This window comes from Pseudomonas sp. GL-RE-26, from assembly GCF_019956275.1.
GTDB lineage: Bacteria > Pseudomonadota > Gammaproteobacteria > Pseudomonadales > Pseudomonadaceae > Aquipseudomonas > Aquipseudomonas grandcourensis.
The window spans coordinates 46,412-70,230 of the sequence record NZ_JAHBDI010000015.1 but is presented as its reverse complement, the minus strand read 5'-3'; the positions used below and the strand labels follow the sequence as shown (position 1 = coordinate 70,230).

Here is a 23,819-nt window from a genome sequence, read left to right as displayed (position 1 = left end):
GCGAAGCGGCCCCAAACTTTCGAGCGTTTCCGAAATTTTGCCAGTGCTACGCACTGGAACGGGGGCAAGCCCCCTCGCCACAAAAGTACACTTCAAACCCTTCGCTTCATTCGTATTGCCGCCCACAACCCCTTCGGGCAAACTGCCCGCCGTTCGATTCCGACCTGGGAAATACTCATGCACGCCATCATGCTCAAAGCCAAGCTGCATCGCGCCGAAGTCACCCACGCAGTACTCGATTACGAAGGCTCCTGCGCCATCGACGGTGAATGGCTGGACCTGTCCGGCATCCGTGAGTACGAACAGATCCAGATCTACAACATCGACAACGGCGAGCGCTTCACCACCTACGCCATCCGTGGCGAAGAAGGTTCGCGCATGATCTCGGTCAACGGCGCCGCCGCGCACAAGGCCAAGGTCGGTGATCGCGTGATCATCTGCGCTTACGCTCATTACAGCGAAGCCGAACTGCTCAACTTCAAGCCGCGCATGCTCTACATGGCACCGGGCAATGAACTGAGCCACACCAGCAACGCCATTCCGGTCCAGGTCGCCTGATCCGAGTCCTGTCTCTTCCGTTTGTCGGACCATTCCTAACTTCGATGTTAAAAAAGTACCGGAAACAGGTCAGACAAAGTCAAGACAGATCATTGCGCGGGGTTTACTGTAGTCGCCCTGCGCCATGAAATCGTGTCGACGCAGTTGACCGGAACGCCCACCCACAGCGCTCCGGGATTTTTAGTGTTCAAAAGGCCGTTCAAGTAATAAGGAAACCCGCAGCGATGGCGTATTACCGCACTCCTCACGACGTTACCGCTCTGCCTGCCTGGCAAGCGTTGAATGACCACCGCCAAGCCATGCAGGATTTCAGCATGCGCGAAGCCTTCAATGCCGATCCGCAGCGTTTTACTCAATTCACCCTCAGCAGCTGCGGCCTGTTTCTCGACTATTCGAAAAACCTGATCAACGCCGAGACCCGCAATCTGCTGGTGGGCCTGGCCAACGAAGTCGACCTCAAGGGCGCGATCAAGTCGCTGTTCGATGGCGAAATCGTCAACTCTTCCGAAGGTCGTCCGGCCCTGCACACGGCACTGCGCCGCCCGGTTGGCGACAAGCTGTCGGTCAACGGCGTCAACGTGATGCCCGAAGTGCACAAGGTGCTGAACCAGATCACCGACCTCGTCGGCCGTATCCACGACGGTCTGTGGCGCGGTTACACCGAGAAGCCGATCACCGACGTGGTGAACATCGGCATCGGCGGCTCGTTCCTCGGCCCGGAACTGGTATCCGAAGCCTTGCTGTCCTACGCCCAGAAAGGCGTGCGCTGCCATTACCTGGCGAACATCGACGGCAGCGAGTTCCACGAACTGACCATGAAGCTGCGCGCCGAGACCACGCTGTTCATCGTCTCGTCGAAATCCTTCAACACCCTCGAAACCCTGAAGAACGCCCAGGCTGCCCGTGCCTGGTATCTGGCCCAGGGTGGTTCGGAAGCCGAACTGTATCGCCACTTCATCGCGGTATCGAGCAACAACGCCGCCGCGGTAGCCTTCGGCATCCGCGAAGAGAACATCTTCCCGATGTGGGACTGGGTTGGCGGGCGCTACTCGCTATGGTCGGCCATCGGCTTGCCGATTGCCCTGGCCATCGGCATGTCGAACTTCAAGGAATTGCTGTCCGGTGCCTACACCATGGACCAGCACTTCCAGAGCGCACCGTTCGAACAGAATATGCCGGTGCTGCTGGCCCTGCTCGGCGTGTGGTACGGCAACTTCTGGGGCGCGCAAAGCCACGCGATCCTGCCGTACGATCACTACCTGCGTAACATCACCAAGCACCTGCAACAGCTGGATATGGAATCCAACGGCAAGAGCGTGCGCCAGGACGGCAAGCCAGTGTCCACCGACACCGGGCCGGTGATCTGGGGCGGCGTCGGCTGCAACGGTCAGCACGCCTACCACCAGTTGCTGCACCAGGGCACCCAACTGATCCCGGCCGATTTCATCGTGCCGATCGTCAGCTTCAACCCGGTGTCCGACCACCACCAGTGGCTGTACGCCAACTGCCTGTCCCAGAGCCAGGCTCTGATGCTCGGCAAGACCCTTGGCGAGGCCGAAACCGAGTTGCGCGACAAAGGCATGACTGACGCCGAAGTGCAGAAACTCGCGCCGCACAAGGTGATCCCGGGCAACCGTCCGAGCAACACCCTGGTGGTCGAGCGCATCAGCCCGCGTCGCCTCGGCGCACTGGTGGCAATGTACGAACACAAAGTCTTCGTGCAAAGCGTGATCTGGGGCATCAATGCCTTCGACCAGTGGGGTGTGGAGCTGGGCAAAGAGCTGGGCAAAGGCGTCTACAACCGCCTGGTCGGCAGCGAAGAAACCCCGGCCGAGGACGCCTCGACCCAAGGGCTGATCAATTACTTCCGTGGTCGTCACCGCGGGTGATTTGAAAGCACAACCCACGGGATTTGGATCAATCCGAATCCTGTGGGCAAAAACAATCCCCTGTGGGAGCGAGCTTGCTCGCGATGAAGGACTGTCAGTCGACAACCATGTTGACCGCCATGCCCTCATCGCGAGCAAGCTCGCTCCCACAGTGGTTTATGGTGTTCTCTCATTCTGCGGCGAGCCAGTCCCCAGGCCGATTGGCGACTGACTTGAACCCTTTGACCACTCGGCGCATCTTTATCCTTGTCGCAAAACAAGAATAAGGAACCGTCATGTTCGATATCAGCACGTTCCCCAAAGCCGATGCCGTCCGCCGGGCCGCACAATTGAGTCAAGACGACTATCAGCGCCTGTACCGCCAATCCGTCGAACACCCCAGCACCTTCTGGGCCGAACAGGCCACGCGTTTTCTCGACTGGAGCGCGCCTTGGGAAACCGTCCAGCGCTACAACCTGAAGACCGGTGAAGCCAGCTGGTTTGCCGGTGCGCAATTGAACGTCAGCTACAACTGCATCGACCGGCACCTGGAGAAACGCGGGGATCAGGTCGCCATCATCTGGGAAGGCGACGACCCTGCCGACTCCACCTCCATTACCTACAAAAAACTGCATGAAAACGTCTGCCGCCTGGCCAACGTTCTGAAAAGCCGTGGCGTGAAAAAAGGCGACCGCGTGTGCATCTACATGCCGATGATTCCCGAAGCGGCCTACGCCATGTTGGCCTGTACCCGCATCGGTGCGGTGCACTCGGTGGTGTTCGGCGGCTTCTCCCCGGACTCGTTGCGCGACCGCATTCTCGACGCCGACTGCCGCACCGTGATCACGGCCGATGAGGGCGTGCGCGGCGGCAAGGTCGTGCCACTTAAGCAGAACGTCGACAAGGCGCTGCAAAGCTGCCCGGACGTGAACACCGTGCTGGTGGTCGAGCGCACAAAGGGGGAGGTGAACCGGGTCGAAGGACGGGACATCAAGTACCAGCAAGCCCTGAGCGAAGCCAGCGCCGTTTGCCCACCCGAGCCGATGGACGCCGAAGACCCGCTGTTCATCCTCTACACCTCCGGCAGCACCGGCAAACCCAAAGGCGTGCTGCACACCACCGGTGGCTACCTGCTGCAAGCAGCGATGACCTTCAAGTACGTGCTGGACTACCGCGACGGCGAAGTCTTCTGGTGCACCGCCGACGTCGGCTGGGTCACTGGCCACAGCTACATCGTCTACGGTCCGCTGGCCAACGGTGCGACCACGCTGATCTTCGAAGGCGTGCCGAGCTACCCGAGTACCTCGCGCTTCTGGCAGGTGATCGACAAGCACCAAGTGAACATTTTCTACACCGCCCCGACGGCCCTGCGCGCACTGATGCGCGAAGGCCCGGAACCGTTGAAGCAAACATCCCGCGCCAGCATCAGGCTACTCGGTACGGTCGGCGAGCCGATCAACCCGGAAGCCTGGGAATGGTATTTCCATGCGGTCGGCGAAGAGCGTTGCCCGATCGTCGATACCTGGTGGCAGACCGAAACCGGCGGCATCATGCTCAGCCCGCTGGTCAGTGCCCAGTGGATCAAGCCCGGTTGTGCGACACAACCGATATTCGGCGTGCAACCGGTGCTGCTCGACGAGCAAGGCAAGGAAATCAAGGGCGCCGGCAGCGGCGTATTGGCCATAAAGTCCAGCTGGCCGGCGCAGATCCGCAGTGTCTATCGCGACCCGCAACGCATGGTCGACACCTACTTCAAGCCCTACCCCGGCTACTACTTCACCGGCGATGGCGCGCGGCGCGATGAAGATGGCGACTACTGGATCACCGGGCGCATCGACGATGTGATCAATGTGTCCGGCCACCGTATCGGCACCGCCGAAGTGGAAAGCGCCCTGGTGCTGCACGAGAGCATCGCCGAGGCCGCTGCGGTAGGTTACCCCCACGACATCAAGGGCCAGGGCATCTATGTCTTTGTCACGCCCATGAACGACGTCGAAACCAACGATGAGCTGAAGAAGGAATTGCTGGCCCTGGTCAGCCAGGAAATCGGCAGTTTCGCCAAACCGGACTTGATCCAGTGGGCGCCGGCCTTGCCGAAAACCCGCTCAGGCAAGATCATGCGGCGCATTCTGCGCAAGATCGCCTGCAATGAACTGGACAGCCTGGGCGACACTTCGACCTTGGCTGACCCGAGCGTGGTACAAGGCTTGATCGATAAACGCCTGAATCAATGACGTGCCTTTGTAGGAGCAGCCGGTCGACACTCGATTGCTCGCGATGAACTCAAGCGCGCCGCGTGTATTCAGGAGAAACGCGTTACCGTTAACGACCATTGCGAGCAATCGAGTGTCGACCGGCTGCCCCTACAGAGTACCTATGGAATTCATCCGCACCCGCATCGAAACCCAGATCATGAGCCTGACCGGTTTGTCTTTGGGCAAACTCGACCTGGAAAACCCCAAGGGCGACCCCGGGCTGTTCGGGCCGGACTCGGTGAGCTGGCAAGTCCATGGCGATTTCAGCAGCATGCTGATCGGTGGCATCAGCGCCCTGATGCTGCAGGCCCTGCATCCTCTGGCATTGGCCGGGGTCTGGGACCATTCGAACTTTCGTGAAGACATGCTCGGCCGCTTGCGCCGCACCGGGCAGTTCATCTCCGGCACCACCTTCGGTTCTCGAAAGGATGCCGACTGGTTGATCGAAAAAGTCCGCACCATCCATTTGCAGATCACCGGCACGGCACCGGACGGACGCGCCTACGCCGCCAGCGATCCCCAATTGTTGACGTGGGTGCATGTGGCGGAAGTCAGCAACTTCCTCGCCGCACATTTGCGCTATCGCAATCCGCACCTGTCGCCGGTCGATCAGGATCGCTACTACGCTGAAATCGCCCTGGTCGCCGAGCGCCTCGGGGCCCGGGATGTGCCCCGTTCGCGGCAGGAAATTGCCGACTACCTTGAGCGCATGCGTCCACAGTTACTGTGCGACGAACGCAGTCGTGAAGTCCTGCGCCTGTTGCTGAACGCCCCCTCCCCCAGTCGCCTGGCCAAGCCTTTCGGCGGTCTGATGATGCAGGCCGGGATCGATCTGCTGCCGGACTGGGCCAGCGACATGCTCGGCGTCAGCCAGAACCCGCTGCAACGCAAGCTGATCCGCGCCAGCGTCAATCGCAGTGCGCCGATGCTGCGCTGGGCGGTGCGTAATGGATCGGTGCAGCGGGCTAAACGACGGATGGGGTTATTGACCTGAACACAACTTCTTGAATGTGATCATCTCTGTGGCGAGGGAGCTTGCTCCCGCTCGAGTGCGTAGCGCTCGTAAAAAAACCGAAATGTGCCGGGATTTTGGGTCCGCTTCGCAGCCCAGCGGGAGCAAGCTCCCTCGCCACAGGCAAGCCCCTCATCTCTGTTCCACAGTGTTAAACTCCCGCGCCCATTTCCCTCCTGCAAGGCGCCCAGCATGTCTTCCTTGAATCAGGCGCTGCGCGCCGCCCTCGAACGTCGCCAGGATCTGCTGGCGGAGTTGCACAGCCAGGGTACCGATTGCTATCGCCTGTTCCACGGCAGCCAGGAAGGTGCCGGGGGCCTGACCATCGACCGCTATGGCCCGCAACTGCTGGTGCAAAGTTTCCACCAGGCGCTGGAGCGCGAGACGCTGCTGCAACTGCACGAAGCGATCAATCAACACCTGGGTTTTGAAACCCTGCTGGTCTACAACGACCGCTCCCGTGGCAATTCGCGCATCGACCGCGAAGACATCGTTTACCGCGCCGACGAAGCCGCCCTGCAAGACCTGGTCGGCCACGAATGGGGCCTGAACTATCGGGTGCGCGGTCGCCATGTCGGCCAGGACCCGCTGCTGTTCCTCGACCTGCGCAACACCCGCGGCTGGGTCAAGGATCACAGCAAGAACAAGAGCGTGCTGAACCTGTTCGCCTACACCTGTGGTGTCGGCCTCAGTGCCGCCGCCGGTGGCGCGCGCGAGGTGTGCAACCTGGACTTCGCCGAAGGCAACCTGGCGGTCGGCCGGGAGAACGGCCAACTCAACCCGCAGTTGCCGACCATGGAATTTATCCAGTCCGACTACTTCCCGGCCATTCGCCAACTGGCCGGCCTGCCGATCAGCCAGCGCCGCGGGCAAAAACTGCCGAGCTATCAGCGCCTGGAACAGCGCCAGTACGATCTGGTGCTGCTCGACCCTCCAGCCTGGGCCAAGAGCGCATTCGGCACCGTCGACCTGCTGCGCGACTACCAGAGCCTGCTCAAACCGGCCTTGCTGACCACCGCCGACAACGGCGTGCTGATCTGCTGCAACAACCTGGCGAAGGTCAGCATGGACGACTGGCGCGAGCAGGTTTTGCGTTGTGCAGAAAAGGCCGGGCGGCCGGTGCGTGAATGGACCGTGATGAAGCCAGGCGCCGATTTTCCGTCGATGGATCAGCAACCACCACTGAAAACCCTGATCCTGCAGTTCTGACCGTTGTGGGAGAAATCTGAAAAATCCTGAACAGGCCAATCACTTCGGAACCGGAAACGCATGCCATACTCCAAGGCACTCCGATTCAGACAGATGAAGCCGCACATGCACAAAGGATTGATTCGCGCCATCGGCGCCTTGTTGACTGCTCTGGCCCTCTACAGCTTGCTGGGTTTTCTGATTTTACCGGGTGTCGCATTGCGCGTTGCCAACCAGCAACTGACCAACTACGCCACCACACCGGCGACCATCCAGCGGATCGAATTCAATCCGTTCAGCCTTGAGCTTACCCTTTGGGGCTTGAACATCGGCGAACCCGGCAAGGAGCAGGTCGGTTTCGAGCGGTTGTACGCCAACCTGCAATTCGACAGTCTGTGGACCAAGGCGGTGCACCTGTCCGATGTCGAACTGGACAAGCCCAAGACCGAAATCCTGTTCAGCAAGGACGGCAAACTCAATCTGCTCGGGCTGTTCAAACTGCCAGCGAGCGAACCCACGCCGGCCGACCCTAATGCCAAGCCGTTTCCGCTGCGCATCGAGCGGATCAAACTGGCGGGCGGCGCCGTGCACTTTGAAGACGCCCGGCCCAGCGAGCCCATCGAGTTTCTCTACGACACACTCGATTTCGAGCTGAAGAACCTCAGCACCCTGCCCGATGACAGCGCCGACATGACCCTGGTGGCCGTCGGCCCCAATGGCGGACAGATCGACTGGACCGGCAACTTCAGCCTGATCCCGATCGCCTCCGAAGGTAAGCTGAAAATCACTGATGGCAAGATGAAAGCCTTTTGGCCCTATGTGCGCGATGCCGTGCCACTGGATCTCGAAAACGGCGTCATGAGCATCAGCACCGACTACAAACTCAACCTGGCCAAGGAAACCGAGCTGCTGCTGAACAATGTAGCGGTCAGCATCGCCCCCTTCGCGATCAAGGCGCCGGATGGTCGACCGCTGGTAAAGCTCGAGCGCCTGGACGTCAGCGAAACCACCGTGGACCTGGCCAAGCAGCAAGTGGTGGTCGGCAAGATCCGCAGCCACAAACTGGAAACCTGGGCCGCGCTGGAATCGGACGGCCAACTCGATTGGCAGAAACTGTTCGCCAGCCAACCGTCAAAACCCACCGCCAATGCCAAGGCGGATGCCGAACCGACCAGTACTCCGGCGGCGGCAGACTCACCGAAACCTGAACCGGCCGCCCCAGACAAACCCTGGCAGGTGCTGCTCAAGGATGTGCAACTGCGCGACTACCAGGTGCATCTGGCTGACCGCAAGGCACAACCCGCCGTCGCTCTGGAACTGGGTCCGCTGAACCTCGACCTGCAAAACTTCGACAGCCTCAGCGGTTCACCCTTTACCCTCAAGCTCGATACCGGCGTGGGCAAGCAAGGCAAGATCATGGCCGACGGCGAGGTCAACCTGGCCCCGGTCAGCGCCAGACTGAAGGTACAGACCAAGGACATCGACCTGCGGGTTGCCCAGTCCTACATCACGCCGTTCATTCGCCTGGAACTGCGCAGCGGCATGCTGGGCAGCGATCTGGCAGTCAACCTGAAAAGCACCGAGCCCCTGGCGTTCAACGTCACCGGCCGCGCCCAGGTCGATCAGTTGCATACCCTGGACACCCTGAAAACCCGCGACTTCCTCAAGTGGCAACAGGTCGTGGTCGAAGGCCTGAACTATCAGCATGGGGACAGCCTGTCGATCGACAAGATCAACCTGTTCCAGCCCTATGCGCGCTTCATGATCAACGATGATCGCACCACCAACATCGATGACCTGCTGATTCCGCAGCCGGCGGACTCCGGGGCAAAACCGGCGGCAAGCAAACCGGCCAGCAACGAAAAACCGCTGGGCATCCACATCGGCGGGATTTTCATCAATGATGGTTCGGCCAACTTTGCCGACTTCAGCCTGACCCCGAACTTCGCCACCGCCATCCAGCAACTCAACGGGCAGATCGGCACCATCGACAGCCGCCAGCCGAAACCGGCCAGTGTCGACGTCAAGGGCAAGGTCGATCGCTACGCGCCGGTGACCATCAAGGGCTCGGTCAATCCGTTCGACCCGATGGCCAGCCTCGACATCGCCACCAGCTTCAAACGCGTGGAACTGACCACGCTGACGCCCTACTCCGGCAAGTTCGCCGGCTACCGTATCCGCAAGGGCCGGCTCAATCTCGACCTGCACTACCAGATCACCAAGGGTCAGCTCAAAGCCGAAAACAAAGTGGTGGTAGAACAACTGCAACTGGGTGAAAAAGTCGACAGCCCGGATGCCGTGAGCCTGCCGCTGAAACTGGCCATTGCCTTGCTCAAGGACGTCGACGGCAAGATCTCCATCGAACTTCCGGTCACCGGCGACCTGAACAACCCTCAGTTCAGCGTCATGCCGATTATCTGGCAGACCCTGCGCAACCTGGTCGTCAAAGCCGCGGCAGCACCGTTCAAACTTATTGGCGGGCTGGTCAACGGTGGTGGCTCGGAAGACCTGGGCAGCGTTTCATTCGCAGCGGGTTCCAGCGAATTGGGCAAGGACGCCGAAGGCGCCCTGGACAAACTGTCCAAGGCGCTCAAGGAACGCCCAGCCCTGCGCCTGGAAATCGAAGGCACCGCCGCCCAGAGCAGCGATGGCCCGTTGATCGCCGAACAACGCCTGGAGCGTGAGTACCAGTACAACTACTACAAAATGCTCCAGCGCCGCGGTGACAAGGTCCCGGCCCAGGCTTCGTTGCTGGAAGTGCCGGACGGAGAAAAAGGCCCGCTGCTCGAAGGTATCTACCGCACCCGCCTGAAAACCCAGCCCCCTGCCGAATGGAAGGACCTGGGCAAGGAAGAGCGCACCGCGAAAATGCGCGCCGAGGTGATCAAGTTCTGGAGCTCCAGCGACGTGCTGTTGCGTCAACTGGGCCAGGAACGCGCCAGCAGCATCAAGGATTATCTGGTCGACAAGGCCCAGCTGGAAGATGACCGGGTGTACTTCATCGACGCCAACCTGGGCGAGGCGCAAAGTGACGGCCGCGTGGTGACACCAATGCATCTGGATGCCGAGTGATGAATCGGCGGCTGGCAGGCCTGGTTCTGGTGCTCTGCGCCAGTCAGGCTTGGGCGGCCGATACCCTGCGCTGTGGCAGCCAGTTGATCAGCGTCGGCGATCGCTCGAGTGAGGTCCTGCAGAAATGCGGGGAACCGGTCAGTCGCGACTTGCTGGGGTACAAGCGCAGTGCAGATCGGCGCGAGGAGTTTCAGGTCGAGGAATGGACCTACGGACCGAATGGCGGGATGTATCAATACTTGCGGTTCGAAGGTAATCGGCTGAAACAGATCACCAGCAAACGCAGCAATTGATTAGCACTATCCAATGTGGGAGCGGGTTTTCAGCGCTACACATAAAACAGGCCCCGGCAAAAGTGCGCGGGGCCAGTGACGGCCACATCCTTATGGCCCTTCACATGAACACTCAGGTTGCAACAGACGTATGACTCAGCCCGTCTGTCGCGCCTTCTCCCGGTCCAGGCGAGAAGCCTTGTCTTACTCGGCTTTGAGGCCGTCAGCGGAGACCGCCTTGACGCCTTTGATTTTCTTGGTAATGGCCACTGCGGTGGTTTTCTGAGCTTCAGTAATGGCGACCGTCGACGACAGCGATACAACACCCTTGTTGGTTTCAACTTTGATGTCGGTACCTGGAATGCCTTTTTCAGTCATCAGGTCACTTTTAACTTTGGTGGTGATCCAGGTATCGGAAGTAGCTTCTGTAGCCTTGGTCATTTCACCCGCCGCCAGGGTCATTGGAGCCTGGGTGGCTTGAGTGGTCTGGGCGAATGCCGCGTTTGCCATGGTCAGGGTCAGCGCGGTAGCAGTAGCGGCAGCGATAGCGAACTTCTTCATACGAGTAACTCCTGTTTTTCGGAAAGTCTGCCGGGTGTCTTGTCGGCAGGGTTACCTAGGATATTGCGAACGTTGTGCCAACTTCTAAAAAGAGAGTAAAACCTTATTAATCAACAAGTTACAAAATCATCCAATTTTCGGAATCATGCAAAATGCACGAGAACCCCAACCACTGCATGCAAGTTGCGGGTTTATGGAAAGTTCCTAAGATGCTGAAATTTCTGAGCTTTATCTGCGGCATTTGACGACGGGTCGACAAACAGGAAAATCCCCGCAAAAGCGGGGACTTGATTCAGCAATTCATGCCGCAGAACCGGAACACCCTTTAGGCAGGTAATCCTGGGAAACGCTGCTCTTGCATGACCAGCCTTTGTCTTCGTCCCGTGTCAGTGTGACGGTTTTGCCCTGGACCACCCCCGGGGCATTGTGCAACGTACAAACGATTGATCCCGCTCCCGCCGGCGTTGTAGCCGTCACAGACAGGGTGCAGTGGTTGGTCGATGTCTCGCCGGCAGGCGCCACGTTGGCAATTGTCGGGGTTTCCCCCTGGCTGATCACATCCTCGAATGGCACCTTCATTGCAGTCAGCTCGGCCAGCGCCGCCGTGACCTTGGCCCGGGCCTGGTACTTGGAATACATCGGCAGGCCCAGTGTTGCCAGGATCCCGATGATCGCCACCACGACGAGCAACTCGATCAGGGTAAAACCTTTCTGATTGTTCATGTACAAGCTCCATGCATGAGTCGAAGGCTCATGACCTGCCCCATGGCAGCACAGCCTGTGCCAAGGCCAGAAGCCCCTGTTGGCAGGGGGCATGGTGTCCGCAAAGCCCTTACCTACTACCAGGATTAGCACTATCTGACGTTTTTTGTCACCTCACCCTGGCGGGTTTGGCCCCGTCCCTTGACTAGGCTATAAGAGCAATTCAATCGGAATACCCAGGACTGAACATGGCGGTCAAGGCAGCGAAAATCAGCGTGTATGCATGGGAAGGCATCGACCGCAAAGGCACAAAAGTGACCGGCGAACTTAGCGCTCAAAACCCGGCGCTGATCAAGGCGAAGCTGCGCAAGCAAGGCATCACTCCCGGCAAGGTCCGCAAAAAAAACCATTCGGTGTTCAACATGGGCAAGCGCATCACGGCCCAGGACATTGCCCTGTTCACCCGGCAAATGGCGACGATGATGAAGGCCGGCGTGCCGTTATTGCAGTCCTTCGACATCATCGGCGAAGGCTTCGACAATCCGGCCATGCGCAAGCTGGTGGACGAACTGAAACAGGAAGTTGCGGCGGGCAGCAGCTTCGCCGCCGCCCTGCGCAAGAAGCCCCGGTATTTCGATGAGTTGTATTGCAACCTGGTGGATGCCGGCGAACAGGCCGGTGCCCTCGACACCCTTTTGGAACGGGTCGCAACCTACAAGGAAAAAAGCGAAAGCCTCAAGGCCAGGATCAGGAAAGCCATGACCTACCCGCTGGTGGTGGTGTTCGTCGCGGCGATTGTCACCGGGATTCTGCTGGTCAATGTCGTGCCACAATTCGAATCGGTGTTCAAAGGCTTTGGCGCCGAACTGCCGGCCTTCACCGTGATGGTCATTGGCCTGTCGCAATTCATGCAGACCTGGTGGTGGGTGGTCCTTGGCGCGCTTATCACGATGACCTTCGGCGTGCGCCACGCCCTCAGGACATCCCCCGCCTTCCGTGACCGGTTGGACACCTCGCTGCTGAAACTGCCGCTGGTGGGCACCCTGATGCACAAGTCCGCCGTGGCCCGGTTCGCCCGTACACTGTCGACCACTTTCGCTGCCGGCGTGCCGCTGGTGGAGGCCCTGGAATCAGTGGCCGGTGCGACCGGCAATGTCGTGTTCAAGCGCGCGGTACTGCGCATCCGGCAGGACATCTCGACCGGCATGCAATTGCATTTCGCCATGCGCACCTGCGGCGTCTTTCCGAACATGGCGATACAAATGACCGCCATCGGCGAAGAGTCCGGCACCCTGGACGCTATGCTCGACAAAGTCGCGGGGTTCTACGAAGACAACGTCGATAACATGGTCGATAACCTCACCAGCCTGATGGAGCCATTCATCATGGTGGTGCTGGGTGTTATCGTCGGTGGACTGGTAGTTGCCATGTACCTGCCCATCTTCCAACTTGGCTCAGCGATCTGACATGCCCTTGAATGAAATCCTGATTCACTCTGCGCTGGCCTTTGTCCTTCTCGCAGGCATCACCGGCCTGCTGGTCGGCAGTTTCCTCAATGTTGTGATCTGGCGCCTGCCGAAAATGCTCGAACGCGACTGGCGTGAGCAGGCCCATGACATTCTCGGGCTGCCTGGCGAAACGCCGTTGCCGACCTATAACCTGTTGCTGCCCCACTCCCAGTGCCCGCACTGCGGTCACCGAATCCGCGCCTGGGAAAACATCCCGTTGCTCAGTTATGTATTTTTGCGCGGCCGCTGCTCAGCCTGTGCGGCAGCGATCAGCCCGCGCTATCCGTTGACCGAACTGGCCTGCGGGCTGTTGTCGGCGTTTGTTGCCTGGCACTTCGGCTTCGGTTGGCCGGCCGCCCTGGTGCTGGTCCTGAGCTGGGGGTTGCTGGCGATGAGCCTGATCGACGCCGAACATCAGATATTGCCGGACGTACTGGTGCTGCCGTTGATATGGCTGGGGTTGATCGTCAACAGTTTCGGCCTGTTCGTGTCGTTGCACGAGGCGCTTTGGGGGGCGATCGCCGGTTACAGCCTGCTGTGGTCGGTGTTCTGGCTGTTCAAGCTGACCACGGGCAAGGACGGCATGGGCTACGGTGATTTCAAGCTGCTGGCGATGCTGGGCGCCTGGGGTGGCTGGCAGATTTTGCCGCTGACCATCCTGCTGTCCTCGCTGGTGGGTGCCATTATCGGGCTGATGCTGCTGCGCTGGCGTAATGCAAAAACCTCGACGCCGATCCCTTTCGGCCCCTATCTGGCCATTGCCGGCTGGATTGCGTTGCTCTGGGGTGGTCAAATAACCGACCTCTATTGGCAGTTTGTCGGTTTGAAATGAATAGCCCTGTGGAAAAACCCTGGATTCTCGGCCTGACCGGCGGCATCGGTAGCGGCAAAAGTGCGGCCGCCCAACACTTCATCGATCTGGGCGTGCATGTGGTCGACGCCGATCATGCCGCTCGCTGGGTAGTGGAACCCGGCCGCCCGGCACTGGCGCAAATCGCCGAGCACTTCGGCCCCGGCGTGTTGCAGGCCGACGGGCAACTGGACCGCGCCGCGCTACGCAAATTGATCTTCGAGGTGCCTGAAGAACGCCGCTGGCTCGAGGCCCTCCTGCATCCGCTGATCGGTGAGGAGATCGCTCACCACCTGGCGCTGGCAAAATCGCCTTATGCGATTCTGGTTTCGCCGCTGCTGATCGAGTCCGGGCAATACGCCATGACCCAACGGGTGCTGGTGATCGATGCCCCCGAACAATTGCAGATCGAACGTACCCTGCAACGTGACCAGACCAGCGAACAGCAAGTCCAGGCGATCCTCAAGGCCCAGTCCAGCCGCCAGGATCGCGTGAGCCATGCCGACGACGTCGTGGTCAATGACCGCGACCTTGCCTGGCTGCACAGCGAGGTTGAACGCCTGCATCACTTTTATCTTTCTTTGCGTGGAGGCCAGTCATGAGCCAACCAACAACTGTCGAATGCCCAACCTGTGGCGCCCCCGTGGAATGGACCGCCGAGAGCAAATTCCGGCCATTCTGCTCCGACCGCTGCAAACTGATCGACCTGGGTGCCTGGGCGTCCGAAGAGCACAAGATTCCAGTGGCTCCCGATGCCGAGGACGAGATGTTCAGCGGTGACTTCGACCCGCGCCACTGATCCATCGAGAAGGCGATTCCAGGTTTTGATGTGGATCAGGACTTGGGATCGTCGTCTTTCCAGGGGGCCGAGAGGTAGCGGGTGCGGTTGAACGTCTCCAGCCATTCCGGGCAGAACACCACCAGCGCACTGACGATCATGCCGTTGATAAACGCTTCGGGAAAAATGATCAGCCACAGGTAACCGACAAAATCCTCAAGCCAGTACGGCATCTCGAAACGCTCATCGAACCATAGCAACCACAGCGCCAGCAGCAGGCACAGCAACGCCGACAGCGCGGCGGCAAAGAATCCGGAAACGAAGATATACACGAAGGGATTCCGCGGCTGCGCACGCTCCACCAGAATGGCGCAGCACTCGGTGACCAGCACCGGCAGCGCAATCAACAGCGCGCCATTGACCCCGACCGCCGCCAGGTCCTGTCGGCCGAGCAGCACCAGCCCCGTTTGCGCAACCAACCCGCCGACCAGCGCCAGCGGCCAGTCCAGCAGTAGCGTCACCGCTGTCATGCCGATGAAATGGTAAGACACGCCGGTATCAAAGTCGCGCCGCACCAACCACAACAGAAACAGCGCAAACACCGTCCCGAACAGCAGATGCTGGCGACGGCTGTCGGTGAACAGTTCAACCCACGGCGCGCGACAGATCGCCCAGATCAACACCGGCACATAGATCAGCCAGCCGACCGCAAGGGTTTGCGATGACAGCAACTCTGCACCGATCATGGCTACGCGCGCCTCCCAGGCGAAGAACAACAGACACTCAGTCTACACCGCCGCTCGTCTGCCCTTCGACTTCAGGCCCAATGCCTCGGATCGTTCATCACCGCGTCATGTTCGGCGAACAGTTTCGGTAGCTCTGACTTGAGAAAGTCCACCCAGGTGCGGACCTTGGCATCGAGAAAGCGTCGCGAAGGATACAGCGCATACACATTGCGTTCGCGCAGGCGCCATGCAGGTAACACGCGCAGCAAAGTACCGTCGTTCAAGGGTCGCGTCGCGGTGTAGAACGGCAGCAGGCTGATGCCCATGCCCGCTTCCGAAGCCTTGACCATCGACTCGGCAACATTGCACTGAAAGGTCTTGGCCGGGCTGACGGCATGCTCGCCGTGCGCGTCCTGGAACAGCCATTGATCGCTGTACAACGGGTCGAGCATGCGCAGGCATTGATGATCGCTCAGCGCCAGCGGCTGCTGCGGCACACCCCGGCGTTGCAAGTAAGCCGGGGAAGCACAGGGCACGCTGTAGATCTGCCCGATGGCCTGCGCAACCATTTGCGAATCGGCCAGTTCGGGAGCGATCGAAATCACCACATCGTGCCCCTCCTCCAGCGGATCGGGATTGCGCTGCGACAAGGTCAGTTCGAACACCACATCGGGATAAAGCTCGCTGTAGCGGGCGATCAACGGCGTGAGCAGCACACCCAGGCCGTTCATGCTGTGCACCCGCAGGCGTCCGGCCGGATTGATATGAGCGCCACGGGCCTCGGCCGTCGCCTCATCCATGGCATCGACGATTTGCCGGCTGCGCAGCAGCAAGCGCTCGCCGGCGTCGGTCAGGCTCAAGCGCCGCGTGGTGCGTTGCAGCAGACGCGCCTGAACATGCTCCTCCAGATCCGCCACCAATCGGGATACCTGCGCGGTCGACAGATCCAGCGCATCGGCAGCCCCGGTGAAACTGGCGCAGTCCACCACGCGGATGAACACGCGCAAGTTGTTAAGCACATCCATAAGCCTCCTTCGAGCGGTGATTGTTACGTTTCATGTAAGGCTGCATCCGCCGTTCGCCCCTTTATCCGTGGGTGGCAAAGACTAAAATTCAGACATCGAAACCGACACGGAGCACGCCAACATGAAAACGTTGATCAGCCTGTTGCTGACCGTCATCGCCACCTCGGCCATGGCCGCCGACAACGACCCCCTCGCGGTCCTGTACAACCCGGCGCAGCCACTGGACATCGCCAAGGTGGTTTCTGTGTCCGACACGGCGACAGCGTGCGGGGTTGTACCGGCGACCATGGAGTATGTCGATCATCAGGGCCAGACCCACCGCGTGACGTACAACGTCATGGGTGATTGCACCAGCAACCTGTGATCAAAGGGCTCACAGCAAGGTCCACGTGTAGCTGAGGATCAAGCGGTTCTCGTCGATATCACTGCGGTAGTTTGAACGCGCCATCGCGTTGCGCACGCGAATGCCCAAACCTTTGAGGCTGCCGCTCTGCAGCACATAGCCGATGTCCAGGTCACGTTCGCGGTCCTTGCCTTCAAAGCCCTTGCCGGTATCGACATTGTTGCCGCTGATGTAGCGCACGGTACTGGTCAGCCCCGGTACGCCGAGCGCCGCGAAGTCGTAGTCGTAGCGCGCCTGCCAGGAACGTTCATCGGTGAAGGCGAACTCGTAGGTCGGCACTTCGTTGCCCAGTGGTGAGATGTTGGCAAACACCCGTGGGAACGCACTGTCGCCGAACATGCCTTGATAGCCGACGTAAAACGTATGGCCGCCACGCTTGGCGGACAGCAACGAGAAGAACGCCTGGTTGTCGATGTTGCCCAGCAGTTTCTTGCCGTCCTCGCGCGAATCGTAGTAACCGAGATTGGCGCCGAGGATCCAGTCGCCCACCGGCTCACTGTGCTTTAAACCCAGAAAACGCTGGTTGTAGATATCTTCCAGTTGCCCGTACCAGGCGCTGACCGAGCTGCGCTTGTCATTGAAGGCATAATCAGCGCCGGCAAAATTGAAACCGTCGCTGCTGACCTGACGCTGCGGTACGTGCCCCAGCATCGCTTGCATCTTTTCGTCGCCAGCTTCGTTGCGCAGGCTGGTTGAACTCAAGTGCCCCCCCTGCAGCGTCAGGCCATTGATCTCGTTGGAAGTGATGCTTGCGCCCTGATAACTCGGTGGCAGCAGGCGAATATCGCTGAATGCCAACACCGGCAGATTGGGTTGCAACTCACCGACTTTCAGCTCGGTTTTGGAGTAACGCATCTTCAACGCGCCTTCCAGACGGCTGTAGTTATCCGCCGCGTGGCCGTCGCTCTGCACCGGTAGCAAACCGGTATTGGTCCGGTCCGGGGCGCTGTCGAGCTTGAGGCCGAGCAAGCCGATGACGTCCACCCCAAACCCGACGGTGCCCGGGGTGTATCCGGACTTCACGTTGAGGATGAAACCCTGGGCCCACTCTTCAGCCTTCGATTGCTGGTTGGCGCCGACGATGTCGGAATAGTCGCGGCTGAAGTAGTAATTGCGCGCCTGCAACGTCGCGGTGGTGTCTTCGATAAAACCTTTTTCAGCGGCCATCGCGCCTGTGGAGAAACTCGAGACGACAGCCAGGGACAACGCAGAACCGGTTGTTGGGAAAATCTGTTTCATCGTTTTTCTCTTATTGTTATTGATCGACTGGTTGAAGGACTTCAGTTGCAGTGGATTTGCGACGGGGGACGGAACGACGGGCGCTCAACAGCACATGGGTGACCATGCCGAAAATCAGCCCCCAGAACGCCGCGGACAAACCGAACAGCGACATGCCCGAAGCCGTGACCAGAAAGGTCACCAGCGCGGCTTCACGATCGCTCGGCACCGCCATCGCGCCCGTCAACGCGCCGGCAATGGCGGCGAACAAGGCCAGCCCGGCCAGCGCCGCGATCAACTCTTTGGGGAATGCTGAAAACAGCGAGACCAGCGTGGCGCCGAAGATCCCCAACAGCAGGTAACACAGGCCGCCGACGACCCCGGCCACATAGCGTTTGCGAGGATTTTCGTGGGATTCGCGACCGGTGCAGATCGCCGCTGTGATCGCCGCCAGATTCAGTCCATGGCAACCAAACGGCGCCAGCAATGCCGTGCCCAGCGCGCTACTGGCGATGATCGGGCTCGCCGGCGTTGGATATCCGCTGGCCCGCAGCACCGCCATGCCGGGCACGAACTGACCGGTCAACGCCACCATCACCAGCGGCAAGGCGATGTTCAGGATCGCGCCCAAGCTGAACTCGGGCGTGATCCACACCGGCGCGGCCAGGCCGATCACCAGCGCTTCACGATGCAAATCACCGGTGAACGCGGCAATCGAACAGCCCACCAGCAGCACCATCATCACTGCATAACGCGGCATCACACGCTTGCAGATCAGGTAGCAGGCAAACATCGCCAGGACCAGCAACGGCTTGCGCTGCATCGACACGAACAACCCGGTGCCGAAACTGAACAGGATCCCCGCCAGCATCGCCGCCGCGATGGCTGCAGGCAGCTTGCTGATGATCCGGTCGAAAGCCCCCGAGATGCCAACCACGAAAATGATCAGGCTGCTGACCAGATAAGCCCCCACCGCCTCTGCCATGGAGATGTCCGGCAACAGCGTCACCAGCAACGCCGAGCCCGGCGCCGACCAGGCGATGATCACCGGAACGCGATAGCGCAGGCTCAGACCGATACCGAGCACGGCGCTGCCAATGGAGATCGCCCAGATCCAGGACGACAACACTTCCCGCGAAAGATGTGCCGCTTCTGCCGCCTGAAAGATGATCACCAACGGGCCGGCGTAGGAAATCACCGTGGCAACGAATCCAGCCACGGCGGCTGACAACGAGAAGTCCTGGAAAAACGCTTTCATGATTCAGGCACCGGTCGCTGACAACGCAGGGTTGACGCCAGCAGCGCTGCGTCGGCTGCTGATGGCGAACACGGTCATGGCCAGGGCCGCCACCGCACCGGGCAAGGCAAACGCCATGAAGTTCAGTTGCAGGGGCAAGCTGATCCCGAGCAAGGCACCACCCAGCAGCGGACCGACGATGGCCCCGTTGCGCCCAATGCCCGACGCCCAGCCCAGACCGGTAGAGCGAATCGTCATGGAATAAAACTGCGCGGCGCAGGCGTACAAGAGAATCTGCGAGCCAATGGTGGTGGCACCCGCAATGGCGATCAGCAGGTACAACACCGGCATCGGGCTGTTGAAGCCCAACAGGGTTATCGACACCGCCGCCATGGCGAAAAACACCGCCAGCACTCTCGGCAGATTGAGTTTGTCGCCCAGCACCCCACCACCGACCGCGCCGAAGATCGCCCCGAAGTTCAACACCAGCAGGAACGACAGGCTCGAACCCAAGCTGTAACCGGCGTTGGCCATCAGTTTCGGCAGCCAGGAACTCAGCGCGTACACCATCAACAGGCAGCAGAAAAACGCCAGCCAGAGCATCAGCGTGCGCAGCGCACGGCCTTCACGGAACAACTGCAACACTGGTGTGCCGGTGCCTTTCACTTCGGCCATGTGCAATTGATCAGTGGTTTGCGCGACGTAGGCCGGATCGATGCACTGAAGAATGTTGCGCGCCTCTTCATTACGCCCCTGACGCAACATGAAGCCCACCGATTCGGGCAGGAAATACATGATCAGCGGCAACAACAGCAACGGCAGGATCGCCACGTAAAACACCGACTGCCAGCCGAAACTCGGGATCAGCACAATGCCCAGGCCGGCGGACAGCATGCCGCCCACCGAGTAACCGCTGAACATGATCGCGACCAGCGTGCTGCGGATTTTTTTCGGCGCGTACTCGTTCATCAGTGCCACGACGTTAGGCATCACGCCGCCAATGCCGAGACCGGCAATGAAGCGACACAGTCCGAACTCGGTGGGGTTTCGGGCGAAACCATTGAGCACGGTGAAACCACTGAAGAGCATCACGCAGATCGTGATGGCTTTCTTGCGGCCGATCCTGTCGGACAGCGGTCCGAAGAACAGCGCGCCGAACATCATGCCGAACAGTGCATAGCTGCCCAGGGCACCAGCTTGCAGAGGACTGAGCCCCCACTCTTTCATCAGCATCGGCAGGACCACGCCGTAGATCACCAGATCGTAACCGTCGAAGATGATGATCAGGGCACACCAGAACAGCACCATCCAGTGAAAGCGGTTGAAGCGAGCGTTGTCGATAACCTCATGTACGTCGATCTTGCGCATGGCATATATCTCTTGTTGTTGTTTTTTTAGAGCGGCGGTAACACGGCTTACGTCCGTACAGCCGAGGGTAGAGCCGCCCGATACGTGGCAATAGCCAATGAGCGCAGATCACTATCCGTTTTGTGCAGGGCCCTGGAACGGGCATGGGAACGGAAGGCTATGAGCCTCTCCGACAAATTGTCTTCTTTGCGATCACATTTGAACGCTAAGCTTGGGCCTATGGATGACTCAGATTATTTACGCCTGCTGACCATCGCGGCCGAGCAAGCCAACGCGTTCCTGTCCAATGCCCGCAAATGGGAGCGTGAGCGTTGGGTTTGCCAGCGCCTGCTGCAAGGTTTGAACATTCCCTATCGCGCCGATGAGTTCGCCCCCGCCGGGGAGCCGCCGGATGTGTTGTTTCGCGATGCCAGTTTCGAGGTGTTCTTCGTGCTCGACGAGGGGCGGCGCCTCAACGATGAATGGCGCGACGAACTGAAACGCCGACGCAGTGCGTTTTCCCTGAGCCAACTGGTGCGCCGCGAGGCCAAGCCACGACGCATCCCCGCCAACGAGTTCTTGCTGCGATTGGCGCCGACCTTGCGCAAAAAAGCACACAACTATAAAGAACGCGGCATGGATCTGGGTGAGCTGGACATCATTGCCTTCGCCAGCCTCAAACGCGAAGTGCTGGACCTCAACAGCCATTTCCCGCCGCCGACCGAATACCTGCGCCAGGGCTGGCGTTCGCTGTCATTGGTTGGGCCGACATTCGCCCGCGTGCTGTTCGCTCACCCGGATGCGCCGGACTTCTTGCGCAGCAACCTGGGGCGCAGCATTGTGTTCGACGTCGGGATCAGCCTGTGAGCCTCGAGCCTTTCCCCGGTCAGCAGCTAAGCTTCGTTCACAGCTGAATAATTTCCCTGTAGCTTCTACACATTCAGCAACGTCTACTCCTGACGAGGCCCGATATGACCAGCCGCCTGAACCCCGACGACCAAAAGCATGTCGAAGAGTACCTGCAGTTGTCCCAGCACCAAGTCGAGCGCCGGCCTTTCCGGCCGTGGATGCTCCTTGTACTGGTATTGGCAGTGACCATTGGTCTGGGCCTGTTGAGCCGACTTATCAGTTACCTGACGCTATGAGCTGCCTTGCGCTCGCGAAGGTACTGACACCGATTTCTTTTAGCCTTGCGAGTTATCCTTATGTCCCATCGTATTGTCATTGTCGGCGGCGGCGCCGGCGGTTTGGAGTTGGCTACCCGCCTGGGTAAGACTCTGGGCAAGCGCGGTACGGCCAGCGTGATGCTGGTCGACGCGAACCTCACCCACATCTGGAAACCGTTGTTGCACGAAGTGGCGGCCGGTTCCCTGAACTCTTCCGAAGACGAACTCAACTATGTCGCCCAGGCCAAATGGAACCACTTCGAGTTCCAGCTGGGGCGCATGAGCGGGCTCGATCGCGCGAAGAAAAAAATCCAGCTGGCCGCTACCTACGACGAAGCCGGTCTGGAGCTGGTGCCAGCCCGTGAAGTGCCTTACGACTCGCTGGTGATCTCCGTCGGCAGCACCACCAACGATTTCGGCACCCAGGGCGCAGCTCAGCACTGCCTGTTCCTCGACACCCGCAAACAGGCCGAGCGTTTCCACCAGCAACTGCTCAATCACTATTTGCGCGCTCACGCCGGTCAGACCGATACGATCGAGCAAATCAGCGTGGCCATCGTCGGCGCCGGTGCCACCGGGGTCGAACTGGCCGCCGAACTGCACAACGCCGCCCATGAATTGGCAGCTTATGGCCTGGACCGGATCAAACCGGAAAACATGCACATCACCCTGATCGAAGCCGGTCCACGGGTGCTGCCGGCGCTGCCGGAGCGCATTGGCGGGCCTGTGCATAAAACCCTGGAGAAGCTCGGGGTCAACGTCATGACCAATGCAGCGGTCAGCGAAGTGACGGCCGACAGCCTGATCACCGCCGACGGCAAAGTGATCAACGCTAGCCTGAAGGTCTGGGCCGCGGGGATTCGCGCACCGGGTTTCCTCAAGGACATCGATGGCCTGGAAACCAACCGCATCAATCAGCTGCAAGTGCTGCCAACCCTGCAAACCACTCGCGACGAGAACATTTTCGCCTTCGGTGACTGCGCCGCCTGCCCGCAACCGGGCAGCGACCGCAACGTGCCGCCACGCGCCCAGGCCGCTCACCAACAGGCGTCGTTGCTGGCCAAATCGCTGAAACTGCGCATCGAAGGCAAGGCGCTGCCGGAGTACAAGTACACCGATTACGGCTCGCTGATCTCGCTGTCGCGTTTTTCGGCTGTGGGTAACTTGATGGGCAACCTCACCGGCAGCGTGATGCTCGAAGGCTGGCTGGCGCGGATGTTCTACGTGTCGCTGTACCGCATGCACCAGATGGCGCTGTACGGGCCGTTCCGCACGGCAATGCTGATGCTGGGCAGCAAGATCGGGCGCGGGACTGAGCCACGCCTGAAACTGCACTGATATAAAACTGCGAGCCTGCTCGCGATAGCTGTCTGTCAGATGACATTGATGTCGACTGTAAAGACGCCTTCGCGAGCAGGCTCGCTCCCACAGTTGTTTTTGCAGTACGCATGAGAACTTTTGGACAAAAAAAATCCCCGTATCTTTCGATACGAGGATTTTTAATATGGTCGGGGTAAGGGGATTCGAACTCCTGACATCCTGCTCCCAAAGCAGGCGCGCTACCGGACTGCGCTATACCCCGGTAAAAAAAAGGCACCCTTTGAAAGGCGCCTTCTTCGATCAGCGCTTTTGGCCTCTGATCTTAAGATTCGATTCCAGCGCTAACTGGTTTCAAAAATGGTGGGTCGTGTGGGATTCGAACCTACGACCAATTGGTTAAAAGCCAACTGCTCTACCAACTGAGCTAACGACCCAAAAATGGTCGGGGTAAGGGGATTCGAACTCCTGACATCCTGCTCCCAAAGCAGGCGCGCTACCGGACTGCGCTATACCCCGGTTTGAAATTGGCTCCGTGACCAGGACTCGAACCTGGGACCCAATGATTAACAGTCATTTGCTCTACCGACTGAGCTATCACGGAACTACACATTTCAATTTACAACTTTGAAGCTTTACTGCGTTCTCTTCGACCCGTTCGCATCGCTGCGTTCGTGTGTCTGAGGCGCGCTATTCTACAATCTTCAGCACCTCTGTCAACCCCCTAAATTGCTTTCAAGTTAATGATTTGCAACTT

22 protein-coding genes and 4 tRNA genes are annotated in these 23,819 nt (G+C 59.7%); 15 read left to right on the top strand and 11 right to left on the bottom strand.

Annotated features, from left to right (window positions below):
* Positions 1-177: 177 nt before the first annotated feature.
* The 7 genes from panD to KGB07_RS12530 all read left to right on the top strand — a co-directional run bounded on the left by panD (position 178) and on the right by KGB07_RS12530 (position 10,246).
* On the top strand, positions 178-558 hold the full coding sequence (gene panD, locus KGB07_RS12560; RefSeq protein ID WP_008153310.1) for an aspartate 1-decarboxylase: 381 nt from the start codon (positions 178-180) through the stop codon (positions 556-558).
* 224 nt (positions 559-782) lie between these two features.
* Positions 783-2,447, top strand: a complete 1,665-nt coding sequence (pgi, locus tag KGB07_RS12555) for a glucose-6-phosphate isomerase (protein WP_046041810.1) — start codon at positions 783-785, stop codon at positions 2,445-2,447.
* Between the two features lie 275 nt (positions 2,448-2,722).
* Positions 2,723-4,660, top strand: a complete 1,938-nt coding sequence (gene acs, locus KGB07_RS12550) for an acetate--CoA ligase (RefSeq protein ID WP_046041809.1) — start codon at positions 2,723-2,725, stop codon at positions 4,658-4,660.
* A 142-nt stretch (positions 4,661-4,802) separates the two neighbouring features.
* Positions 4,803-5,675: an oxygenase MpaB family protein gene (locus tag KGB07_RS12545; RefSeq protein ID WP_046041808.1), complete on the top strand. Its 873-nt coding sequence runs from the start codon at positions 4,803-4,805 to the stop codon at positions 5,673-5,675.
* A 210-nt stretch (positions 5,676-5,885) separates the two neighbouring features.
* Complete coding sequence (locus KGB07_RS12540) at positions 5,886-6,902, top strand: class I SAM-dependent rRNA methyltransferase (protein WP_046041807.1); 1,017 nt, start codon at positions 5,886-5,888, stop codon at positions 6,900-6,902.
* Positions 6,903-6,962: 60 nt separating this feature from the next.
* Positions 6,963-9,953, top strand: coding sequence for a DUF748 domain-containing protein (locus KGB07_RS12535; protein WP_046041806.1), 2,991 nt, complete (start codon positions 6,963-6,965; stop codon positions 9,951-9,953).
* Positions 9,953-10,246 carry a DUF2845 domain-containing protein gene (locus KGB07_RS12530; protein WP_185754807.1) on the top strand — a complete coding sequence of 98 codons (294 nt, stop codon included), beginning with the start codon at positions 9,953-9,955 and terminating at the stop codon, positions 10,244-10,246. Before KGB07_RS12535 ends, KGB07_RS12530 begins: the two co-directional genes overlap by 1 nt.
* 183 nt (positions 10,247-10,429) lie before the next feature.
* On the opposite strand, the gene KGB07_RS12525 is transcribed toward KGB07_RS12530, so the two are convergent.
* Both KGB07_RS12525 and KGB07_RS12520 read right to left on the bottom strand, forming a co-directional pair.
* Entirely contained in the window at positions 10,430-10,786 is a 357-nt protein-coding gene (locus KGB07_RS12525) for a BON domain-containing protein (protein WP_046041804.1), read from the bottom strand.
* Between the two features lie 300 nt (positions 10,787-11,086).
* Complete coding sequence (locus tag KGB07_RS12520) at positions 11,087-11,509, bottom strand: pilin (RefSeq protein WP_046041803.1); 423 nt, start codon at positions 11,507-11,509, stop codon at positions 11,087-11,089.
* Between the two features lie 227 nt (positions 11,510-11,736).
* On the opposite strand from KGB07_RS12520, the gene KGB07_RS12515 reads away from it, so the two are divergent.
* Genes KGB07_RS12515 through yacG form a run of 4 tightly spaced genes read left to right on the top strand, consistent with a single transcriptional unit; the run spans position 11,737 to position 14,645 of the window.
* Positions 11,737-12,954, top strand: a complete 1,218-nt coding sequence (locus tag KGB07_RS12515; protein ID WP_046041802.1) for a type II secretion system F family protein — start codon at positions 11,737-11,739, stop codon at positions 12,952-12,954.
* 1 nt (position 12,955) lies between these two features.
* On the top strand, positions 12,956-13,828 hold the full coding sequence (locus KGB07_RS12510) for a prepilin peptidase (protein WP_046041801.1): 873 nt from the start codon (positions 12,956-12,958) through the stop codon (positions 13,826-13,828).
* Complete coding sequence (gene coaE, locus KGB07_RS12505) at positions 13,825-14,448, top strand: dephospho-CoA kinase (protein WP_046041800.1); 624 nt, start codon at positions 13,825-13,827, stop codon at positions 14,446-14,448. The genes KGB07_RS12510 and coaE overlap by 4 nt, the downstream gene beginning before the upstream one ends.
* A complete protein-coding gene (gene yacG, locus KGB07_RS12500; RefSeq protein WP_007970539.1) occupies positions 14,445-14,645 on the top strand; it encodes a DNA gyrase inhibitor YacG in 201 nt (66 codons plus the stop codon). Before coaE ends, yacG begins: the two co-directional genes overlap by 4 nt.
* A 35-nt stretch (positions 14,646-14,680) precedes the next feature.
* Here the strand turns inward: yacG and KGB07_RS12495 are convergent, their stop codons facing one another.
* Entirely contained in the window at positions 14,681-15,370 is a 690-nt protein-coding gene (locus KGB07_RS12495) for an energy-coupling factor ABC transporter permease (protein ID WP_046041838.1), read from the bottom strand.
* Between the two features lie 71 nt (positions 15,371-15,441).
* Positions 15,442-16,374, bottom strand: a complete 933-nt coding sequence (locus KGB07_RS12490) for a LysR family transcriptional regulator (protein ID WP_046041799.1) — start codon at positions 16,372-16,374, stop codon at positions 15,442-15,444.
* Between the two features lie 121 nt (positions 16,375-16,495).
* Between KGB07_RS12490 and KGB07_RS12485 the strand changes: the two genes are divergently transcribed.
* A complete protein-coding gene (locus KGB07_RS12485; RefSeq protein WP_046041798.1) occupies positions 16,496-16,738 on the top strand; it encodes a DUF2790 domain-containing protein in 243 nt (80 codons plus the stop codon).
* Between the two features lie 9 nt (positions 16,739-16,747).
* On the opposite strand, the gene KGB07_RS12480 is transcribed toward KGB07_RS12485, so the two are convergent.
* From KGB07_RS12480 to KGB07_RS12470, 3 genes are read right to left on the bottom strand one after another with little or no spacing between them, the layout of a single operon-like run.
* A complete protein-coding gene (locus KGB07_RS12480) occupies positions 16,748-18,016 on the bottom strand; it encodes an OprD family porin (protein WP_046041797.1) in 1,269 nt (422 codons plus the stop codon).
* A gap of 16 nt (positions 18,017-18,032) precedes the next feature.
* The gene (locus KGB07_RS12475) at positions 18,033-19,253 is read right to left on the bottom strand and encodes a benzoate/H(+) symporter BenE family transporter (RefSeq protein ID WP_046041796.1); all 1,221 of its coding nucleotides are present in this window, start codon (positions 19,251-19,253) and stop codon (positions 18,033-18,035) included.
* Between the two features lie 3 nt (positions 19,254-19,256).
* A complete protein-coding gene (locus KGB07_RS12470; protein WP_046041795.1) occupies positions 19,257-20,600 on the bottom strand; it encodes an aromatic acid/H+ symport family MFS transporter in 1,344 nt (447 codons plus the stop codon).
* A 219-nt stretch (positions 20,601-20,819) separates the two neighbouring features.
* Between KGB07_RS12470 and KGB07_RS12465 the strand changes: the two genes are divergently transcribed.
* The 3 genes from KGB07_RS12465 to KGB07_RS12455 all read left to right on the top strand — a co-directional run bounded on the left by KGB07_RS12465 (position 20,820) and on the right by KGB07_RS12455 (position 23,083).
* Positions 20,820-21,446 (top strand): DUF1780 domain-containing protein, encoded by a 627-nt coding sequence (locus tag KGB07_RS12465; protein ID WP_046041794.1) that lies wholly within the window; start codon positions 20,820-20,822, stop codon positions 21,444-21,446.
* A 104-nt stretch (positions 21,447-21,550) separates the two neighbouring features.
* Positions 21,551-21,724, top strand: a complete 174-nt coding sequence (locus KGB07_RS12460; RefSeq protein WP_007970531.1) for a DUF3094 domain-containing protein — start codon at positions 21,551-21,553, stop codon at positions 21,722-21,724.
* A gap of 60 nt (positions 21,725-21,784) precedes the next feature.
* The gene (locus KGB07_RS12455) at positions 21,785-23,083 is read left to right on the top strand and encodes an NAD(P)/FAD-dependent oxidoreductase (RefSeq protein WP_223465526.1); all 1,299 of its coding nucleotides are present in this window, start codon (positions 21,785-21,787) and stop codon (positions 23,081-23,083) included.
* Positions 23,084-23,250: 167 nt separating this feature from the next.
* Here the strand turns inward: KGB07_RS12455 and KGB07_RS12450 are convergent.
* From KGB07_RS12450 to KGB07_RS12435, 4 genes are all read right to left on the bottom strand, one after another.
* Positions 23,251-23,327, bottom strand: a tRNA-Pro gene (locus KGB07_RS12450).
* Positions 23,328-23,423: 96 nt separating this feature from the next.
* A tRNA-Lys gene (locus KGB07_RS12445) sits at positions 23,424-23,499 on the bottom strand.
* A 5-nt stretch (positions 23,500-23,504) separates the two neighbouring features.
* Positions 23,505-23,581: transfer RNA gene (locus tag KGB07_RS12440), tRNA-Pro, on the bottom strand.
* 9 nt (positions 23,582-23,590) lie between these two features.
* Positions 23,591-23,666: transfer RNA gene (locus KGB07_RS12435), tRNA-Asn, on the bottom strand.
* Positions 23,667-23,819: the final 153 nt, after the last annotated feature.

What these genes read in the sequence shown, in the direction of transcription:
- panD (WP_008153310.1), top strand. Translation starts at nt 178, where the DNA reads ATGCACGCCATCATGCTCAAAGCCAAGCTGCATCGCGCCGAAGTCACC.
- pgi (WP_046041810.1), top strand. Translation starts at nt 783, where the DNA reads ATGGCGTATTACCGCACTCCTCACGACGTTACCGCTCTGCCTGCCTGG.
- acs (WP_046041809.1), top strand. Translation starts at nt 2,723, where the DNA reads ATGTTCGATATCAGCACGTTCCCCAAAGCCGATGCCGTCCGCCGGGCC.
- KGB07_RS12545 (WP_046041808.1), top strand. Translation starts at nt 4,803, where the DNA reads ATGGAATTCATCCGCACCCGCATCGAAACCCAGATCATGAGCCTGACC.
- KGB07_RS12540 (WP_046041807.1), top strand. Translation starts at nt 5,886, where the DNA reads ATGTCTTCCTTGAATCAGGCGCTGCGCGCCGCCCTCGAACGTCGCCAG.
- KGB07_RS12535 (WP_046041806.1), top strand. Translation starts at nt 6,963, where the DNA reads ATGCCATACTCCAAGGCACTCCGATTCAGACAGATGAAGCCGCACATG.
- KGB07_RS12530 (WP_185754807.1), top strand. Translation starts at nt 9,953, where the DNA reads ATGAATCGGCGGCTGGCAGGCCTGGTTCTGGTGCTCTGCGCCAGTCAG.
- KGB07_RS12525 (WP_046041804.1), bottom strand. Translation starts at nt 10,786, where the DNA reads ATGAAGAAGTTCGCTATCGCTGCCGCTACTGCTACCGCGCTGACCCTG.
- KGB07_RS12520 (WP_046041803.1), bottom strand. Translation starts at nt 11,509, where the DNA reads ATGAACAATCAGAAAGGTTTTACCCTGATCGAGTTGCTCGTCGTGGTG.
- KGB07_RS12515 (WP_046041802.1), top strand. Translation starts at nt 11,737, where the DNA reads ATGGCGGTCAAGGCAGCGAAAATCAGCGTGTATGCATGGGAAGGCATC.
- KGB07_RS12510 (WP_046041801.1), top strand. Translation starts at nt 12,956, where the DNA reads ATGCCCTTGAATGAAATCCTGATTCACTCTGCGCTGGCCTTTGTCCTT.
- coaE (WP_046041800.1), top strand. Translation starts at nt 13,825, where the DNA reads ATGAATAGCCCTGTGGAAAAACCCTGGATTCTCGGCCTGACCGGCGGC.
- yacG (WP_007970539.1), top strand. Translation starts at nt 14,445, where the DNA reads ATGAGCCAACCAACAACTGTCGAATGCCCAACCTGTGGCGCCCCCGTG.
- KGB07_RS12495 (WP_046041838.1), bottom strand. Translation starts at nt 15,370, where the DNA reads ATGATCGGTGCAGAGTTGCTGTCATCGCAAACCCTTGCGGTCGGCTGG.
- KGB07_RS12490 (WP_046041799.1), bottom strand. Translation starts at nt 16,374, where the DNA reads ATGGATGTGCTTAACAACTTGCGCGTGTTCATCCGCGTGGTGGACTGC.
- KGB07_RS12485 (WP_046041798.1), top strand. Translation starts at nt 16,496, where the DNA reads ATGAAAACGTTGATCAGCCTGTTGCTGACCGTCATCGCCACCTCGGCC.
- KGB07_RS12480 (WP_046041797.1), bottom strand. Translation starts at nt 18,016, where the DNA reads ATGAAACAGATTTTCCCAACAACCGGTTCTGCGTTGTCCCTGGCTGTC.
- KGB07_RS12475 (WP_046041796.1), bottom strand. Translation starts at nt 19,253, where the DNA reads ATGAAAGCGTTTTTCCAGGACTTCTCGTTGTCAGCCGCCGTGGCTGGA.
- KGB07_RS12470 (WP_046041795.1), bottom strand. Translation starts at nt 20,600, where the DNA reads ATGCGCAAGATCGACGTACATGAGGTTATCGACAACGCTCGCTTCAAC.
- KGB07_RS12465 (WP_046041794.1), top strand. Translation starts at nt 20,820, where the DNA reads ATGGATGACTCAGATTATTTACGCCTGCTGACCATCGCGGCCGAGCAA.
- KGB07_RS12460 (WP_007970531.1), top strand. Translation starts at nt 21,551, where the DNA reads ATGACCAGCCGCCTGAACCCCGACGACCAAAAGCATGTCGAAGAGTAC.
- KGB07_RS12455 (WP_223465526.1), top strand. Translation starts at nt 21,785, where the DNA reads ATGTCCCATCGTATTGTCATTGTCGGCGGCGGCGCCGGCGGTTTGGAG.